This is a genomic window from Nocardia suismassiliense (assembly GCF_900269665.1).
GTDB classification, from domain to species: domain Bacteria; phylum Actinomycetota; class Actinomycetes; order Mycobacteriales; family Mycobacteriaceae; genus Nocardia; species Nocardia suismassiliense.
This window is the reverse complement of sequence record NZ_LT985361.1, coordinates 9,025,949-9,042,921: the sequence shown is the minus strand read 5'-3', so window position 1 is coordinate 9,042,921 and position 16,973 is coordinate 9,025,949. Positions and strand designations below refer to the sequence as shown.

15 protein-coding genes are annotated in these 16,973 nt (G+C 68.9%); 10 read left to right on the top strand and 5 right to left on the bottom strand.

Annotation, left to right across the window (positions count from 1 at the left end):
* Positions 1-42 precede the first annotated feature (42 nt).
* Genes DBO33_RS40635 through DBO33_RS40625 form a run of 3 tightly spaced genes read right to left on the bottom strand, consistent with a single transcriptional unit; the run spans position 43 to position 5,063 of the window.
* Positions 43-2,691: a tetratricopeptide repeat protein gene (locus DBO33_RS40635; RefSeq protein ID WP_234391302.1), complete on the bottom strand. Its 2,649-nt coding sequence runs from the start codon at positions 2,689-2,691 to the stop codon at positions 43-45.
* A gap of 6 nt (positions 2,692-2,697) precedes the next feature.
* Positions 2,698-3,678, bottom strand: a complete 981-nt coding sequence (locus DBO33_RS40630) for a glutamate ABC transporter substrate-binding protein (protein WP_107659755.1) — start codon at positions 3,676-3,678, stop codon at positions 2,698-2,700.
* Entirely contained in the window at positions 3,675-5,063 is a 1,389-nt protein-coding gene (locus DBO33_RS40625) for a hypothetical protein (protein WP_107661025.1), read from the bottom strand. The genes DBO33_RS40630 and DBO33_RS40625 overlap by 4 nt, the downstream gene beginning before the upstream one ends.
* A 181-nt stretch (positions 5,064-5,244) precedes the next feature.
* On the opposite strand from DBO33_RS40625, the gene DBO33_RS40620 reads away from it, so the two are divergent.
* Positions 5,245-5,943 (top strand): NUDIX hydrolase, encoded by a 699-nt coding sequence (locus DBO33_RS40620; protein WP_107659754.1) that lies wholly within the window; start codon positions 5,245-5,247, stop codon positions 5,941-5,943.
* A gap of 28 nt (positions 5,944-5,971) precedes the next feature.
* Here the strand turns inward: DBO33_RS40620 and thiE are convergent, their stop codons facing one another.
* Positions 5,972-6,661, bottom strand: a complete 690-nt coding sequence (gene thiE / locus DBO33_RS40615) for a thiamine phosphate synthase (protein ID WP_107661024.1) — start codon at positions 6,659-6,661, stop codon at positions 5,972-5,974.
* A 196-nt stretch (positions 6,662-6,857) separates the two neighbouring features.
* Here thiE and thiO point away from each other — a divergent pair, with 196 nt between their 5' ends.
* The 6 genes from thiO (at position 6,858) to DBO33_RS40585 (ending at position 12,084) form a co-directional block, all read left to right on the top strand.
* Positions 6,858-7,910 carry a glycine oxidase ThiO gene (gene thiO / locus DBO33_RS40610; RefSeq protein WP_234391301.1) on the top strand — a complete coding sequence of 351 codons (1,053 nt, stop codon included), beginning with the start codon at positions 6,858-6,860 and terminating at the stop codon, positions 7,908-7,910.
* Positions 7,907-8,125, top strand: a complete 219-nt coding sequence (thiS, locus tag DBO33_RS40605; RefSeq protein WP_107659753.1) for a sulfur carrier protein ThiS — start codon at positions 7,907-7,909, stop codon at positions 8,123-8,125. The genes thiO and thiS overlap by 4 nt, the downstream gene beginning before the upstream one ends.
* Entirely contained in the window at positions 8,118-8,891 is a 774-nt protein-coding gene (thiG, locus tag DBO33_RS40600; RefSeq protein ID WP_107659752.1) for a thiazole synthase, read from the top strand. The genes thiS and thiG overlap by 8 nt, the downstream gene beginning before the upstream one ends.
* A 146-nt stretch (positions 8,892-9,037) precedes the next feature.
* Positions 9,038-9,982 (top strand): ABC transporter ATP-binding protein, encoded by a 945-nt coding sequence (locus DBO33_RS40595; RefSeq protein ID WP_107661022.1) that lies wholly within the window; start codon positions 9,038-9,040, stop codon positions 9,980-9,982.
* Positions 9,982-10,743 carry an ABC transporter permease gene (locus DBO33_RS40590; protein ID WP_107659751.1) on the top strand — a complete coding sequence of 254 codons (762 nt, stop codon included), beginning with the start codon at positions 9,982-9,984 and terminating at the stop codon, positions 10,741-10,743. The genes DBO33_RS40595 and DBO33_RS40590 overlap by 1 nt, the downstream gene beginning before the upstream one ends.
* 576 nt (positions 10,744-11,319) lie before the next feature.
* On the top strand, positions 11,320-12,084 hold the full coding sequence (locus tag DBO33_RS40585; protein WP_107661021.1) for an adenylate/guanylate cyclase domain-containing protein: 765 nt from the start codon (positions 11,320-11,322) through the stop codon (positions 12,082-12,084).
* Between the two features lies 1 nt (position 12,085).
* On the opposite strand, the gene DBO33_RS43750 is transcribed toward DBO33_RS40585, so the two are convergent.
* Positions 12,086-12,247 (bottom strand): hypothetical protein, encoded by a 162-nt coding sequence (locus DBO33_RS43750; RefSeq protein WP_199857082.1) that lies wholly within the window; start codon positions 12,245-12,247, stop codon positions 12,086-12,088.
* 263 nt (positions 12,248-12,510) lie between these two features.
* On the opposite strand from DBO33_RS43750, the gene DBO33_RS40580 reads away from it, so the two are divergent.
* Genes DBO33_RS40580 through DBO33_RS40570 form a run of 3 tightly spaced genes read left to right on the top strand, consistent with a single transcriptional unit; the run spans position 12,511 to position 16,972 of the window.
* On the top strand, positions 12,511-14,226 hold the full coding sequence (locus DBO33_RS40580; protein WP_107659750.1) for an acyclic terpene utilization AtuA family protein: 1,716 nt from the start codon (positions 12,511-12,513) through the stop codon (positions 14,224-14,226).
* Entirely contained in the window at positions 14,223-15,377 is a 1,155-nt protein-coding gene (locus DBO33_RS40575; protein ID WP_107659749.1) for an acyl-CoA dehydrogenase family protein, read from the top strand. The genes DBO33_RS40580 and DBO33_RS40575 overlap by 4 nt, the downstream gene beginning before the upstream one ends.
* A complete protein-coding gene (locus DBO33_RS40570; protein WP_107659748.1) occupies positions 15,374-16,972 on the top strand; it encodes an acyl-CoA carboxylase subunit beta in 1,599 nt (532 codons plus the stop codon). The genes DBO33_RS40575 and DBO33_RS40570 overlap by 4 nt, the downstream gene beginning before the upstream one ends.
* Position 16,973 lies beyond the last annotated feature (1 nt).

The following is a 16,973-nucleotide window of genomic DNA, read 5'->3' as shown; positions in this document are numbered from 1 at the left end:
GACAGATCCTGCCGGACCCATCATGAGGATTTCGTGAGCGTCTCAGACCCAGGTCTTGGCGCGGATCGAGTTGGCGAGATCGACCAGCGCGTAGCGGTGGTTCCGCCCGGGGGCGCTGCGCGCCAGCGCGCGCAGGCCCGCCTCGGTGCCCTCCCGCAGGCACCGTTCGGTGAAGGGGGCGCCGAACAGTGTGGCATCGGGCCGTTTCGGGGTGTTGCCCGCCTGCAACCAGGCCAGCGCGGCACCGAGGACGAGCACCCGCATCTGGACCGCGCGCCCCTCGCCGGCGGGCAGGCTCTGCACCCGGGAGGCGGAGATGTGCAAGGTCGATTCGTCGAGCTCGGCCACCGGGGCGGCGGTGAGCAACAGCAGAACCGCGGTCATCCGGGCGGTGGTGAAATGCCGTGAGGCGGCGGGTACTTCGTCTAGCGCGTGCACCGCGTCCACCACACGATCGACCGCCGCGAGCTGCCTGGCCAGTCCGAAGGCGGCACTCACCACCGCACGATCGGTGCGCCAGACGGTGTCGTAGAACTTCTCCGCGTACGCCCGCCACTGGTCCGGATCCGGCGAATCCCAATGTTGCAGAATCAGTTCCGCGGTCGCGGCCAGCGCCAACTTGGGACCGATCTCGCCGGGCAGCACGCACAGCACACCGTCGAAGCTGGCGAAAGCCTGCTCGTATTCCACGTCGAGCAACTGGGCCAGCCCGCGATACCAGCTGACGCGCCAATCGTTTTCGGGCAGCCGGGACAGCAGATGCAACACCGAGGCCGACTCGCCGAGGTCCAGCCGCACCCGGGCCTCGGCCAGCCGAAGCTCCAGATCCAAGGTCTCCGGGGCATTGTCGGGGTCGGTCTCGGCCCGTTCCTGGGCGGCCCGGATGGCCTCCAGCGACTGCGCGGGCTCGGCATGCACGGTGGAGGCCAGCAGCGGCGCCGACGGGTCGCCCGAGTCGAGCAGCGGAACCGGCAGTGCCGCAACCACATCGCGGGCTTCGAGCAACTTGCTGCGCGCCCGGCCATCGGCGTACGCGTCGGTCTGCCTGATCAGTTCCTCGGTGCCGAAGCTGGTCCGCGGCGGGCTGAACACCGTCGACAACTGCGGGTGCTCGGTCCCGGTCTCCATCGCGAGGATTTCCCGCAGCACGCCCGACATCTGCGCGGACATGGCGCGGGCGGACGGGAATCGGCGCTCCGGGTCCGGATCGGTCGCGCACAGCAACAGGCGGTGGAAGAACTCGTAGCGCGCCAGCACCGGATGATCCGCGGGATCGGGGATGCCGTCGAGATAACGGCCGTGCTCCATCGGCATCTCGAGGGTGAGCACGGCCAGGGTGCGCCCGACAGTGTAGATGTCCGACGCGACGGTGGGTCCGGTCTTCGCGATCTCCGGTGCCTGGAATCCCCTGGTGCCGTACAGGTTTCCGTACGACTCTATGGTGGCGACGGCGCCGAGATCGATCAGCTTCACCTGGTCCTCGGTGACCATGATGTTGTCGGGCTTGAGATCGTTGTAGGTCAGCCCGATCGAATGCAGATACTCCAGCGCGGGCAGGATTTCCAGCAGGTAGGCGATGGCCTCGGCGACCGGCATCCGGTGCGGGCGGTCGTAGGAGTTGAGGATCTCGCGCAGCGACCGGCCGCCGACGTACTCCATGACGATGTAGCCGATCGGCGCGCCGTCCTGGTCGGTGTGCTCGACGAAGTTGTGGATCTTCACGATGCTGGCGTGCGCCACCTCGGCCAGGAATTGGCGCTCGGCGACGGCGACGGCCTGGGCTTCGGCGTCACCGGTGTGCAGCAGGCCTTTGAGCACCACCCAGCGATCGCTGACATTGCGGTCGATCGCCAGATAGATCCAGCCGAGCCCGCCGTGCGCGATGCAGCCCTGCACCTCGTACTGACCGGACACGATGTCGCCTTCGTGCAGCGACGGCCGGAAATCGTAAGGGGCGCCGCAGGTATCGCAGGTGCCGGTGGTCAGCGCGGGCCGGATGGCGGTGGCCCGGCCGACCGGGTTGCCGCACCGCCAGCAGAACCGTTTGCCTTCCGACACAACGGGATCGGTCAAGACGGCGGCGCGCGGGTCGGCCGGTTCGACCGTCGGGATCGGCACCAGCCCGCCGCCGAGCTTGCGCACCGTCGCCCGGGATCGCGCGGTGCGCACGCTGCGTCCGGAGGTTCGCATCGTCGCCGCCGAATCCGGCTCGGAGTCGGTACGCCATGCGCCGATGACGGTTTCGGCGGAGGCCGCCGCGCTGGGTGTCGGGCGGGAACCGCGGGCGAGTTCGGTGTGCACCGGCTCGTCCACGTCCCGCGCACCTCGTGACAGCTCGGTGTGCGCAGGCTCGTCTACCTCTCGCGAACCCGTTGTCAGTTCGGTGTGTGCGGGCTCGTCCGCTTCCCGTGAACCTCGCGACTGCTCGGTGTGTGCGGGCTCGTCCGCCTCTCGCGATCGTCGCGATAGTTCGGTGTGTGCGGGCTCGTCCGCCTCCCGCGATCCTCGCGACAGCTGGGTGTGCGCAGGCTCGTCCACCTCCCGTGAACCCCGCGATAGTTCGGTATGGCCGGGCTCGTCCACCTCCCGCGACAGCTCGACGTGCGCAGGCGCGTCCACACCCTCACCAGAAACCGTTGGGGTGGAGACGGATTCGTCCGACTCGGAGGTGGCGTCGTCAGCTGTGTTCATCGGCCGTCAGTCCACATAATTCGGTGCGGGCGGCCCCGGCGACGGGCCGAGCACGGTCAGCCATTGGGCGTAGCTGCGATCCCAGGTGCCGTCGTTGCGGATGCGTTCCAGCGTGCCGTTCACGAAGCGCACCAGATCGTCGTCACCCTTGGGGATCCCGATGCCGTAGGGCTCGACACTGATGGTGTCGCCGACCACGGCCGTGTAGGGGTCCTGCGCGGCCAGGCCGGCCAGGATGGAGTCGTCGGTACTCACCGCGTCGACCTGCCGCTGCTGCAGCACGACGAGGCAGTCGGCCCAGGTGGGCACCGAGAGCACGGTGGCGGCGGGCTGATAGTGCCGGATGCGGTCGAGCGAGGTGGTGCCGCGCACGATGCACACCCGTTTGCCCGCGAGGTCGGCGATGCCGTTGATGCCCGAGCTCTTCATCGCGAGCACGCGCTGTTTGGACCGCAGGTACACGGTGGAGAAGGTGACCTTCTGGCGCCGTTCACAGGTGATCGTCATGGTCTTCGCGACGAGGTCCACGTCGTGTTTCTGCAGCGCCTGTTCCCGGTCGGCCGAGCCGAGGGTGCGATATTCGATCAGGTCCGGGCTGCCGAGCAGGTCGCGCGCGATCTCCCTGGCGATATCGGCGTCGAAGCCGACGATGGCGCCGGAGGTGGGATCGCGGAAGCTGAACAGGTTGCTGCCCGCGTCCAGCCCGACGATCAGCCTGCCGCGGGCCCGGATCGCATCGATCGTCGGCCCGCGCGCCGCGGTGCCCTCGCCGGTCGGGCGCAGGCTAGCCGTCGGGTCGCCGCACTGCTGGTCCTTCGGCGTCGCGATCGGCGAATCGGTCAGCACCGGAACGGCTTTGGCGGGCAACGGCGGTTCGGTGTATTTGGCGGTGCTGGTCGGCAGCGGCGGCGGCGCGTCGCTGGTACAGCCACCGACCAGCGCGACGGCGGCGAGTGCGACGGCGAGGATGCCGTGCCCGCGCCTCATCGGTACTCCCGCAGTCGCGGCCACAGTCCGAGGCCGACGCAGCCCGCCGCGATGATGCCGAGCACCAGCGCGCCGGGCCCGAGGAAGTCGAGTACCCGCGCTGCCTGGGAGATGTTGTCGCGCAATGTATCCCGCGTTTCGTCGATGCCTTGCTCCAGTGCCTTGTCCAGTGCGTCCACCTGGGCCGCGACATCGGCGGCGCCCGGCCCGGTCGCCACCGTGGCCGCGCCGTTGTAGTCACCGCGGGCCAGTGTGTCGTTCATGCGCTGATGCGCCACCCGCCAACGACCCAGGGCCGGAATGGCATTGCGCACTTCGTCGGCGGCGGGCGCGGAACTCGGATAGCCGCCGAGCAGATCGGCGAGGCGGGCGATGTTCGCGTCATAGGTCCGGTCGTAGTCGCCGGTCGCGTCCCGGTTCACCAGCTTCAGCGTCTCCGCCGAACGCGCCTGCTGGGCCAGAATCCGGCTCTCGGTGAGCCGCGAGGCGGGCACCGCACCGTCGTCGCGCCCGTTGATCATCGAGGTGGCCGACACCGCACCCGCGACCACGGTCCACGCCAACAGCACCAGCACCGCCGCCGAGGCGAGCAGCAGCCCCGGATTGAGCACCCGCCGCCAGCGTTTCGCCAGGTCGAACTGCGCCCACACCAGCGCGGCCAGCGCGAGCAGCACCAGCACGATGGCGGTCCACGGCGGCCGGACGTGGTTGCGCTGCGCCTCGGTCACCGCCGCCGAACGCCGGTTGTGCAGTTCCTCGGCCATCGGCAGCACCGCCGTCTGCATCTGGTTGGAGGCCTCGCTCAGGTAGGCGGCGCCCACGGGGTAGCCGCTGCGGTTGTTCGCGCGCGCGGTCTCCACGATGCCGGTGTACACCGGCAGGCTGGTGGCGATGCCGGTGCGCAGCTGGGCATCGGTGTTGTCGGGCACGCCCGGCGCGGTGCCCGCGGCCCGGCCGGCCTCCGCCACCAATTCCGCGGCGGACTCGCCGACCGCCTGGCTGTAGCGATCCCGCACCGCCTGCGGCTCCAGCCCGCCCGCGATGAACGCGGTGCTGGCCGCGGCGTCGGCGATGGACAGCGAGGTGTAGAGCCGATGCGCCGAGTACGCGTCCGGCTCGGTGTCGTCGAGCAACACGTCCAGGGTCTGCTGCCGGTCGCTCACCGTCGAACCGGTCACCCAGCCCGCGGCCAGGCACACGCCGATGAGGACCAGTCCGATCGCGATCAGCCGTCCCGGCGAGGAACTGGCGAACAGGCGCATCCGGGCCGGGTCGAACTGCTCGCGCATGAACGCGGCGCGCAGTGCCCCCGGACTATCCCGCGCGGCGAGCTCGGCGGTGGGCGACGGCCGGAGTACCGCCGTCGCCTGCTCGATCCGAGCCATGTCCACCTCCCCAGTTTGGGCCGCATTCGCGGATTTCTCGACGGACCGACCGGATATCCGGTCACCCCGTGTCTGTCGTTGCGGAGTTTATTGTGGTCGTAGCGGTGCCGTGGCGTGTGAAATACCCCTGCTTGGCTGTAGGACGCCGGTGCCGCGACGGCGGAACGAGGATGGGTACCAGATGCGTGGTGACGGTGACGGGTGGTCGCGCGACCCCATTGGCATGCGGCGTTGGGGTCGTTTCGGAGCTGCCGGACTGCTGCTGCGCGCCCCGCTCGCCGGCGGCGGATCGGCGGTGCTGATGCAGCACCGGGCGGCGTGGAGTCATCAGGGCGGCACCTGGGCGCTGCCCGGTGGCGCCAGGGACAGCCACGAGACCCCGGTGCACGCCGCGGTGCGCGAGGCGTGGGAGGAGGCGGGCATCGACCCCGCCGACGTCCGGGTGCGCGGCGAGCGGGTGACCGCGTCCGCGCCGAGCGGCTGGACCTACACCACGGTGATCGCCGACGCCGTCACCACGCTGCCGACCAGCCGGAACAAGGAAAGCTCCGAACTGGCCTGGATTCCCGAGGCCGAGGTCGACGCCCGGCTGCTGCATCCCGGCTTCGCCGTCTCCTGGCCGGCCTTGCGCGCCGCGCCCGCCCGGGTCTGCCTGGACGAACTCGCGCAAGACGAAGCCGTCGCCGCCGCGCTGCCGCGCACGGTCGAGCTGGCCGATCGAGGTTTCTTCTGGCTGCATTGCGACCCCCACGGTCCCGGCGGCTACGCGAGGATCGTCGATCCGGTGGACACCGCACCACCACCCGTCGACCCGGTACCGAACGGCACCCCCGTTACCGAGGCCGTGCTCTCGCTCACCCTCGGTCAAGTCCTCTCCTGAACCAATACCCGCCCGGCCCGAACACGAATCAGGAGGCGTTGGCGAGCAGCGCCGTCTTGAGTTGCCGGGCAGCGGCTTCCGGGTCCCGCGCCTCGGTGATCGCGCGCACCACGACGATGCGGTCCGCGCCCGCCGCGAGCACGTCGGGCAGGTTGTTCGCGTCGATCCCGCCGATCGCGAACCACGGCCTGGTCGGGTGCGCGTCGGAGGTGGAGCGCACCAGCTCGATGCCCGCGGCCTGCCTGCCCGGCTTGGTCGGGGTCGCGTAGACCGGCCCGGTGCAGAAGTAGTCGATGTGTTCGTCGATCGCGGCCAGCCCGGCCTGCGCTCGGTTGTGCGTGGAGCGCCCGATCACCACGTCCTGGCCGAGGATGCGGCGCGCGTACCAGGGCGGCAGGTCGCCCTGGCCGAGGTGCAGCACGTCGGCGCCCGCGGCGAGCGCGATATCGGCGCGGTCGTTCACCGCGACCAGCGCGCCGTGCCTGCGCGCGGCGGCCTTCAGCTCGGCGAGGGCACCGAGTTCGGCGCGCGCCTCCAGCGGGCCGAACTTCGCCTCGCCGGGCGAACCCTTGTCCCTGAGCTGGATGATGTCGACCCCGCCCGCGAAGGCCGCTTCGGCGAACTTGGCCAGATCGCCCTTGTCCCGTCTGGCGTCGGTACAGAGATAGAGGCGAGCGGTTGCCAAGCGCTCCCGGGGNGAATGGTTGTAGAAAGAGATGAAGAAATAGACATGCGGTATGTGAATGTGTGTTGTTTTCAAGCAGAGTACGACGAACGAGATCTAGTACGGGCTCTTGGTTTGGAAGAGGGAAATAAGAGGGGGGGGGTGGGGGGGGGGGTGGGGGGGGGGGGGGGTTTTTTTTTTTCAAGCAGAAGACGGCATACGAGATCTAGTACGGTCTCGTGGGCTCGGTGTGGCCTGGCGGGCCGCTGAGGCGGGCTGGTCGGTCACCCTGTTCGATCCCGCCGTCGGATCCGGCGCCTCGTGGGTGGCGGGCGGCATGCTCGCCCCGCTGTCCGAGGGCTGGCCGGGGGAGGACCGGGTGCTCGCGTTCGGCGCCGCCTCGCTGGCTCGCTGGCCGGAGTTCGCGGCCCGGGTCGAGACCGCCACCGGCGTCGCGGTGCTGGTGGCCGACGCGACACTGACCGTCGCGCTGGACGCGGCCGACGCGGCGGACCTGCGCACGGTCGCCGAGTGGGTCGGTGGCCGCGGGCACGAGCTCCAGGTGCTGGACCGCGCGGGTGTGCGCGCGCTGGAACCGAATCTCGCACGCACGGTGCGGGCCGGGCTGCACGCGTCCGCCGAGCCCGCCGTCGACAACCGTCGCCTGCTCGCGGCGCTCCGCGAGGCCGCGGCGGCCGCCGGCGTGCAGGTCCGCGCCGAATCCGTCACGGCACTCGACGAACTCACCTACGATCAGGTCGTGCTCGCCGCGGGCGCCAGCTCCGCGCGGCTGTGGCCCGGACTGCCGGTCCGTCCGATCAAGGGCGAGATCCTGCGCCTGCGTCACCGTCCCGGCGTCGCCCCCGCACCGCATCGCGTCGTCCGAGCGAGGGTGCACGGCCGGTCGGTGTACCTCGTCCCTCGCCCTGATGGAATCGTGGTCGGCGCAACACAATACGAGGCAGGTTTCGACACCGCGGTGACCGTCGCCGGTGTGCGTGACCTGATCGCCGACGCCGAGGCCATCTTCCCGGGCATCGGCGAATACGAGCTGGCCGAGGCGAGCGCGGGTTCGCGCCCGGGCACCCCGGACAACCTGCCCTTGCTCGGCCGATTGAGCGACCGGGTGATCGCGGCCACCGGCCACGGCCGCAACGGCATGCTGACCATGCCGCTCACCGTGGACGCGGTGCTCGCCCAGCTCACCGATACCCCGTTGCCCGCGGCGGAACCCGCCGACCCGCAACGTTTTCCGGCGGCTCACCAGCCGTCCCCTTTGTCATCCGCAGGAGGAGTTCGATGACTTCGACATCCGTACCCATCGGCGTCACCGTGAACGGCACAGATCACGAGTTCGCCGAAACCCTCACCGTCCGTGAGTTGCTCACCCGCCTGGAGTTGCCGTCGCAGGGCATCGCGCTCGCGGTGGACGGCGCGGTGTTCCCCAAGTCCCGCTGGGACGAGCCGGTCGGTCGCGGCTGGCAGATCGAGGTACTGACGGCGGTCCAGGGTGGCTGACGTCGAGAGTGCTTACGCCCCACTGCGCATCGCGGACCGCGAGTTCGGTTCCCGCCTCATCATGGGCACCGGCGGCGCGGACAACCTCGCCGTGCTCGAGGAGGCGCTCATCGCCTCCGGCACCGAGCTCACCACCGTGGCCATGCGCCGGGTGGACGCCGCGGGCGGCACCGGCGTGCTGGATCTGTTGAAGCGCTTGAACATCGCGCCGCTGCCCAACACCGCGGGCTGTCGCACCGCGGCCGAGGCGGTGCTCACCGCGCAACTGGCGCGCGAGGCGCTCGACACCAACTGGGTCAAGCTGGAGGTGGTCGCCGACGAGCGCACCCTGCTGCCCGACCCGATCGAGTTGGTCACCGCCGCAGAGCAACTCGTCGACGACGGTTTCGTGGTGCTGCCCTACACCACCGACGACCCGATCCTCGCGCGCAGGCTCGAGGACGCGGGCTGCGTCGCGGTGATGCCGCTGGGCTCGCCGATCGGCACCGGTCTCGGCATCGGCAACCCGCACAACATCGAGATGATCGTCGCGGAGGCGAAGGTCCCGGTCATCCTGGACGCGGGCATCGGCACCGCCAGCGACGCCGCCCTGGCCATGGAGCTCGGCTGCTCGGCCGTGCTGCTGGCCACCGCGGTCACCAGGGCCCGTCAACCGGAGTTGATGGCCGAGGCGATGGCGGCCGCGGTGCGTGCGGGTTATCTGGCGCGCCAGGCGGGTCGCATTCCCAAACGGTTCTGGGCGCAGGCGTCGTCCCCCTCGCTCTGACCAGGTCGTCTACCGGATCGGGCCTGCTCAGGCGGTAGGTCAGGGTGCTGTAGGCCGATAGTCAGGGTGGTGTAGTCCTCGAGGATGATCGAACTCGACACTTTGTAGTGACGCGCGTCGCGGCATTTTCCGGAATGCTGGTCATCATGATCGAGCTGAGAGGGCTGACCAAGCACTACGGGCAGACCGTCGCGGTTCAGGATCTTTCCTTCACCGTTCGACCCGGACAGGTGACGGGGTTCCTGGGCCCGAACGGAGCCGGTAAGTCGACGACGATGCGGATGATCCTGGGGCTGGACAAGCCGACCGCAGGTACCGCACACATCTTGGGCAAGCCATACCGCGAACTGGACCATCCGCTCCGCACCGTCGGCGCGCTGCTCGACGCCAAGTGGGTGCATCCGAATCGTTCGGCGCGCGCCCACCTGGAGTGGATGGCCGCGTCCAACGACATCGCCAAGTCCCGGGTGGAGGAGGTGCTGCGGCTGGTCGGCCTGTCCGAGGTGGCGGGCAAGACCGCAGGCGGCTTCTCCCTGGGCATGTCCCAGCGACTCGGCCTGGCCGGTGCGCTGCTCGGCGCCCCGCAGGTGCTGCTGTTCGACGAGCCGGTCAACGGCCTCGACCCCGAAGGCATCCTCTGGATCCGCCGCTTCATGCAGCGGCTGGCCGCCGAGGGACGCACCGTCCTGGTCTCCAGCCACCTGCTCTCGGAAATGGCGCAGACCGCCGAACACCTCGTGGTGATCGGCCGCGGCCAGCTCATCTCCGACACCACCACCCAGGAATTCATCGGGCGCGCCTCCGAGCAGTCGGTGCGCGTGCGCAGCCCGCAGCTCGACCAGTTGCGCAGCGTGCTCACCTCGAACGGCATGACGGTCCGCGAAGACGGCAGCGGTCAGGACGGGCCGGCGCTCGTCGTGGCGGGTGTGCCCAGTGACGCGGTCGGCAAGCTGGCCGGCGCGAACGACATCACGCTGTTCGAGCTTGCGCCGCAACGCGCTTCGCTGGAAGAGGCGTTCATGCGGATGACCGGCGGCGCGGTGCAGTACCACGGCGAAGGCTTCGATCAGGCGATGGGAGGTGCGCTCTGATGGGCGTGCTGGCAGCAGAACGAATCAAGCTCACCTCGACCAGGTCGCCCTGGTGGTGCTCCGGCATCGTCGTAGTGCTCGCCATCGGGCTCGCCGCGTTGTTCGCGCTGGTCACCAAGTCCGCAGGCGACAACCCCGCGGACGGGACCCCGGTGCTCGACGTGAGCACCGCGACGGCGGGTGTCGTCGGCTTCGGCGTGATGGTGCTGATGATCATGGCGGCGTTGACCGTGACCAGCGAGTACCGGTTCGGCGTCATCCGCACGACGTTCCAGGCGGTGCCCAATCGCATCAAGGTGCTGGTGACCAAGACGGTCCTCGTCGGTGCCTTCAGCGCCGTGCTCACCACCATCCTGGCCTTCGTCGCCATCGGCGTGGCCAAGGCCATCGGCGGGTCCGCGCCCGCGGCGAACCTGACCTTGGACGGGCAGTGGCGGGCCGTCTACGGCATCCCGATCTACGCCTTCCTGATGATCGCGGTCGCCATCGGCGTCGGCGTGCTGGTCCGGCAGTCCGCGGCGGCGATCTCGCTGATCGTGCTGTGGTCGTTGCTGATCGAGCCGCTGCTCGGCGCCTTCGGCAGCTTCGGCCGCAATGTCACACCCTTCCTGCCCTTCCAGAACGCGAGCCACTTCCTCAGCGTCTCCGAGTCCGGCGCCAACTGGCACTGGGGTCCGTGGGGCAGCCTGCTCTACTTCATCGGCTTCACCGCGATCGTCTACGGTGCAGCGCTGGTCATGATCAACCAGCGCGACGCCTGACGGCACAAACCACCCGAGTTGCCTTCCCTCGCCACTCGGGTCTGGGGCGCCGACCTTGTCGGGAGGTCCGCGCGCCCCGTCACCGCCCCGCCACTGCCCGGCGGACGGTGTGACATCGGCCCGGTGCGATTCCTTCGCACCGGGCCGATGGCGTTTCACGGAAGTGCCGCCGGGAGCGCTTGCGAGGACGGATGTCCGAGGCCGCATTATTACTGGTCAATGGCCCATGTGAACATCGCAAAAACTGTGAAACACGTCGCTTCAACCATGCTGAAACCGCGAGTAGAGTTCGAGTCAGCAACCAGCTCGTTATCCATCGGCGGCCCCAATGTTGTGCCCGCTCAGTCCGTCGGGAGGTAGCAGGTGGCCATGATCAGCGATCCGCCGACGACAGGTCGGCTGAGATACCCTCTGGGCGTGAGCGAAACACCTCCCGGCGGTGCTGCGCCCGGGTCGGAGCCGGAGGACGAGAACGGCCGTCCGCCCGAGGTCGTCATCCCGCTGGTGCCCGCGGACGAGGACGGTCCGATCCGTCGTTCCCGTGCTGGGCTGCATAAAGGTCAGCTCTCGGCGTTGATGAACGTGGCGAACAATCGGTCGGACTTCATCGGTGTGCTCCGCAAAGCGCGTGAGCAGCTGCCAGGTGATCCCTCGTTCGGCGATCCGCTGTCGGTGACCGGCCCCGGTGGCGCGCGCGCCGTCGCGCGTGCCGCGGACAAACTGGTGGGTGACACTCCGAGTGCGGCTCGGGAAATCGGTTTCGGCGCATTGCAGGTCTGGCAGGCGATGCTGGAACGCGTCGGCCGCGGCAAAGGTAACGCAGAAGTAACTGTCATGTTCACTGATCTGGTGGCCTTCTCCAGCTGGTCGCTCTCCGCGGGCGACGAGGCCACGCTGGAGCTGCTGCGCCGGGTCGCCAAGGCCATCGAGCCGCCGATCGCCGAGCGCGGCGGTCAGGTGGTCAAGCGGATGGGCGACGGCGTGATGGCGGTGTTCCCCTCGGCCGAACGGGCCGTGCGCGCCGCGATCAATGCCAAGCGCAACCTGGCCGACGTCAAGGTGCGCGACTACCGCCCGCAGATGCGGATCGGACTGCACACCGGCTCACCGCGTGAGATCGGCGGCGACTGGCTCGGCGTGGACGTCACCATCGCGGCCAGGGTGATGGAGGCGGGCGGCAACGGCAACACCATGCTGTCCGAGGCGACGCTGCAGTCGCTGCTGCCGGAGACCCTGGCCGAACTGGGTCACACGGTGAAGCCGTACCGCCGCAGCTTCTTTGCCGCGCCGCTGAGCGGGGTTCCCGAGGACCTGCGCATCTTCAAGCTGTCCGAGAACTGAGTCAGTTGCCGATCCACCAGGCGATGCCGCCCGCGATCGCCAGCACGGCGAGCACCGCCAGCGCGATCGCCAGCTTGCGCGCCGTTTTCCAGGTGGAGTAGACCCCGCCGAGCAGAAACCCGGCAAGCGCGAACAGGATCAACACAGTGACGTCGGAGGACACTGTGTCTATTTGCAGCGCCCGCGACGCTGCCTTTTCGCGGCCCCTTGGTCTCACGCGAACGGCGCTCGCAAACCCGCGCGTGCGGGTTGGATAAGGGTGTTCGATCGGCGGCCAGTCGAACGTGATCTGAACCACTGATCATTAACAAGCACGCGCGCTTGCTTTTTTCTGGCGCGGGTGTGATGCTGGTCTCCGGAACGCGGACTTCATGGGTGCGGCACGCGGTTGTGCCCTGTCCGCCGTTACAGGAGGCATTCCCACTGATGAGTGTGCTGGCCGCCGACCCGGATGTGCTCCGGATCGGCAACTGTTCCGGTTTCTATGGTGACCGCCTGAGCGCCATGCGCGAGATGCTCGAGGGTGGGCAGCTCGACGTGCTCACCGGCGACTATCTCGCCGAGCTCACCATGCTGATCCTCGGCCGCGACCGGATGAAGGATCCGAGCCTCGGCTACGCCAAGACCTTCGTGAAGCAGATCGAGGACTGCCTCGGGCTCGCGCTGGAACGCAACGTGCAGATCGTCGCGAACGCGGGCGGCCTCAACCCGGCCGGCCTGGCGCAGCGCCTCCGCAAGGTGGCCGCCGACCTCGGCCTGGACGCGAAGATCGCGCACGTCGAAGGCGACGACCTGCTCGCGCGCGCAAGCGAACTCGACCTCGGCGCACCGCTCACCGCCAACGCCTACCTCGGCGCCTGGGGCATCGTCGAATGCCTGAACGCGGGCGCCGACATCGTGGTCACCGGCCGGGTCACCGACGCCTCGGTGATCGTCGGCCCGGCGGCGGCCCACTTCGGTTGGGGCCGAACCGATTACGACGCACTCGCGGGCGCGGTGGTAGCCGGGCACGTCATCGAATGCAGCACCCAGGCCACCGGCGGCAACTACGCGTTCTTCACCGAGCTCGAAGATCTGGGCAGGCCGGGCTTCCCGATCGCCGAAATCCGCAGGGACGGCAGCAGCGTCATCACCAAGCACGACGGCACCGGCGGCGCGGTCACCGTCGACACCGTCGAAGCGCAGCTGATGTACGAGATCCAGGGACCGAGGTACGCCGGGCCGGACGTGACCGCGCGACTGGACTCCATCCGCCTCGCTGACGACGGCCGCGACCGGGTGTTGATCAGGGGCGTCGTCGGTGAGGCCCCGCCGGAGCAGCTGAAGGTGTCGCTGAACACGCTCGGCGGCTTCCGCAACGAGATGGAGTTCATCCTCACCGGCCTCGACATCGAGGCGAAAGCCGCACTGGCGCAACGGCAATTGGAGTCCTGGTTGCCGACCCGGCCCGCCGAACTCGACTGGACGCTGGCGCGGCTGGACCGCCCGGACGCCGAGACCGAGGAGCAGGCCAGCGCGCTGCTGCGCTGCGTGGTGCGCGATCCGGACCCGAACAAGGTCGGGCGCGCGTTCTCCAGCGTGGCCGTCGAACTGGCGCTGGCCAGCTACCCGGGCTGCAGCTTTACCACGTTGCCGGGCAACGGTTCTCCCTACGGCGTGTATACGCCGGGATTCGTCGCCGCCACCGAGGTGCCGCACATCGCGGTGCTGCCGGACGGCTCGCGCGTCGACATCGCGCCCGCCTCCGACACACTGACATTGGCCGACGTTGCCGAGCCCGAACTGCCGGAGCCGTTGCCCAGCAGCGAAACCCGCCGTGCTCCGCTGGGCACGATTGCCCTGGCCCGCAGCGGCGACAAGGGCGGTAACGCCAACATCGGTGTCTGGGTACGCACCGACGAGCAGTGGCGCTGGCTGGCGCACACGCTCACCGTCGACCGGGTCAAAGAGCTACTGCCCGAAACCGCCCCGCTGACGGTCACCAGGCATATGCTGCCCAACCTGCGGGCGGTGAACTTCATCATCGAAGGCCTACTCGGTCAGGGCGTCGCCTATCAGGCTCGATTCGACCCCCAGGCCAAGGGACTCGGCGAATGGTTGCGGTCCCGTCATCTCGACATCCCATTGGAGCTGTTGTCATGAGTGTCAGTCCGTGGAATACGCCTGAGCGGCGCGAATTACGCGCGACCGTAAGGGGTTTCGCCGAGCGTGAAGTCCTGCCCTACATGGACCAGTGGGAGCGCGAGGGGGAGATCCCGCGCGAACTCCACAAGAAGGCCGGTGCGCTCGGCCTGCTGGGCATCCAATTCCCCGAGTCCGTCGGCGGTTCCGGCGGTGACGGCATCGACGCGATGATCGTCTGCGAGGAAATGCACCAGGCCGGCGCCTCCGGTGGTTTGTTCGCCTCGCTGTTCACCTGTGGCATCGCGGTGCCGCACATGATCGCCTCGGGTAATGCCGCGCAGATCGAGCGCTGGGTGCGCCCGACGCTGGCGGGGGAGAAGATCGGCTCGCTCGCCATCACCGAGCCCGGCGGCGGCTCCGACGTCGGGCATCTCACCACCACCGCGCGCCGCGACGGTGACCACTACATCGTCAACGGCGCCAAGACCTTCATCACCTCGGCCTGCCGCGCCGACTACGTGGTCACCGCGGTACGCACGGGTGGCCCTGGCTCCGGCGGGATTTCGCTGCTCGTGGTGGAGAAGGGAACGCCGGGCTTCACGGTCAGCCGCAAGCTGGACAAGATGGGCTGGCGCGCTTCCGACACCGCCGAACTGTCCTACGTGGACGTGCGGGTGCCCGCGGAAAATCTGGTCGGCCCGGAGAACTCCGGCTTCTTCCAGATCGCGGGCGCGTTCGTCAGCGAGCGGGTCGGCCTTGCGGTGCAGGCGTATTCGAGTGCGCAGCGCTGCCTCGACCTGACTCTGGAGTGGGTGCGCAGCCGGGAAACCTTCGGCCGCCCGCTGATCAGCAGGCAGGCCGTGCAGAACACGGTCACCGAGATGGCCCGCCGCATCGACGTGGCCCGCGTGTACACCCGAGACGTGGCGCAGCGCAGCGCGAACGGCGAGACCGACCTGATCGCCGAGGTGTGCTTCGCCAAGAACACCGCCGTCGAAGCGGGCGAGTGGGTGGCCAACCAGGCCGTCCAGCTGTTCGGCGGGCTGGGCTATATGCGCGAATCCGAGGTGGAACGCCAGTACCGCGACATGCGCATCCTCGGCATCGGCGGTGGCACCACCGAGATCCTCACCGGCCTCGCCGCCAAACGATTGGGGTACCAGTCATGACGACACCGCGCAGCACGCTGGACACCGCATCGCCGGAGTACGCCGCGGCGGCGGAAGCCATGGCGGCCAAGCTCACTGAGGTCGAGGGTGAGTTCGCCAAGGCGATCGCCGGTGGCGGCCCGGACAAGCTGGCCAGGCACCGCAAGCGCGGCAAGCTGACCGCGCGCGAGCGCGTCGAACTGCTCATCGACGAGGACTCGCCATTCCTGGAGCTGTGCCCGCTGGCAGGCTGGGGCAGCGAATTCCACGTCGGCGCAAGCACTATCGCGGGCATCGGCATCGTCGAAGGCGTCGAATGCATGATCGTCGCGCCCGACCCGACCGTGCGCGGCGGCACCTCGAACCCGTGGACGCTGCGAAAGACGCTGCGCATCAACGACATCGTCCGGGAGAACCGGTTGCCGGTGATCTCCCTGGTCGAGTCCGGCGGCGCGGATCTGCCGACGCAGAAAGAAGTCTTCGTCCCCGGCGGCCGGATGTTCCGCGACCTCACCCAGGCCTCGGCCGCGGGTATCCCGACCATCGCTCTGGTCTTCGGCAACTCGACCGCGGGCGGTGCTTACATCCCCGGCATGTCCGACCACGTGGTGATGATCAAGGAACGCTCCAAGGTGTTCCTCGGCGGCCCGCCGCTGGTCAAGATGGCCACCGGCGAGGAGTCCGACGACGAATCGCTCGGCGGCGCCGACATGCACGCCCGTGTTTCCGGCCTGGCCGACTACTACGCGGTCGACGAGCAGGACGCGATCCGCATCGGCCGCTCCATCGTCCGGCGGCTCAACTGGCGCAAGCAGGGCCCCGCGCCGCGCGCCGAGGTGATCGAGCCGCTCTACGACCCCGAGGACCTGCTCGGCATCGTGCCCACCGATCTGAAGATCCCGTTCGACCCGCGTGAGGTGATCGCGCGCATCGTCGACGGCTCCGACTTCGACGAGTTCAAGCCGCTGTACGGCGGCAGCCTGGTCACCGGATGGGCTGAGCTGCACGGGTATCCGATCGGCATCCTGGCGAACGCGCGCGGCGTGCTCTTCTCCGAGGAGTCGCAGAAGGCGACCCAGTTCATCCAGTTAGCCAACAAGACCGACACTCCCTTGCTGTTCCTGCACAACACCACCGGCTACATGGTCGGCAAGGAGTACGAGCAGCGCGGCATCATCAAGCACGGCGCGATGATGATCAACGCGGTCTCCAACTCGAAGGTGCCGCATATTTCGGTGCTGATGGGTGCCTCCTACGGTGCCGGGCATTACGGCATGTGCGGGCGCGCCTTCGACCCGCGCTTCGTCTACGCCTGGCCCAGTGCGAAATCCGCCGTCATGGGTGGTGCGCAGTTGGCCGGTGTCATCTCGATCGTCGGCCGGGCGGCCGCCGAGGCCAAGGGTATGCCGTTCAACGAGGAGGCCGATGCTGGGATGCGCGCGATGATCGAGGCGCAGATCGAGGCCGAGTCGCTGGCCATGTTCATGTCCGGGCGCCTGTTCGACGACGGCGTCATCGATCCGCGCGATACCCGAACGGTATTGGGAATGTCCTTGTCGGCCATTCACAATGCCCCGATCAAGGGCGCCGATGGCTTCGGCGTCTTCCGAATGTGAG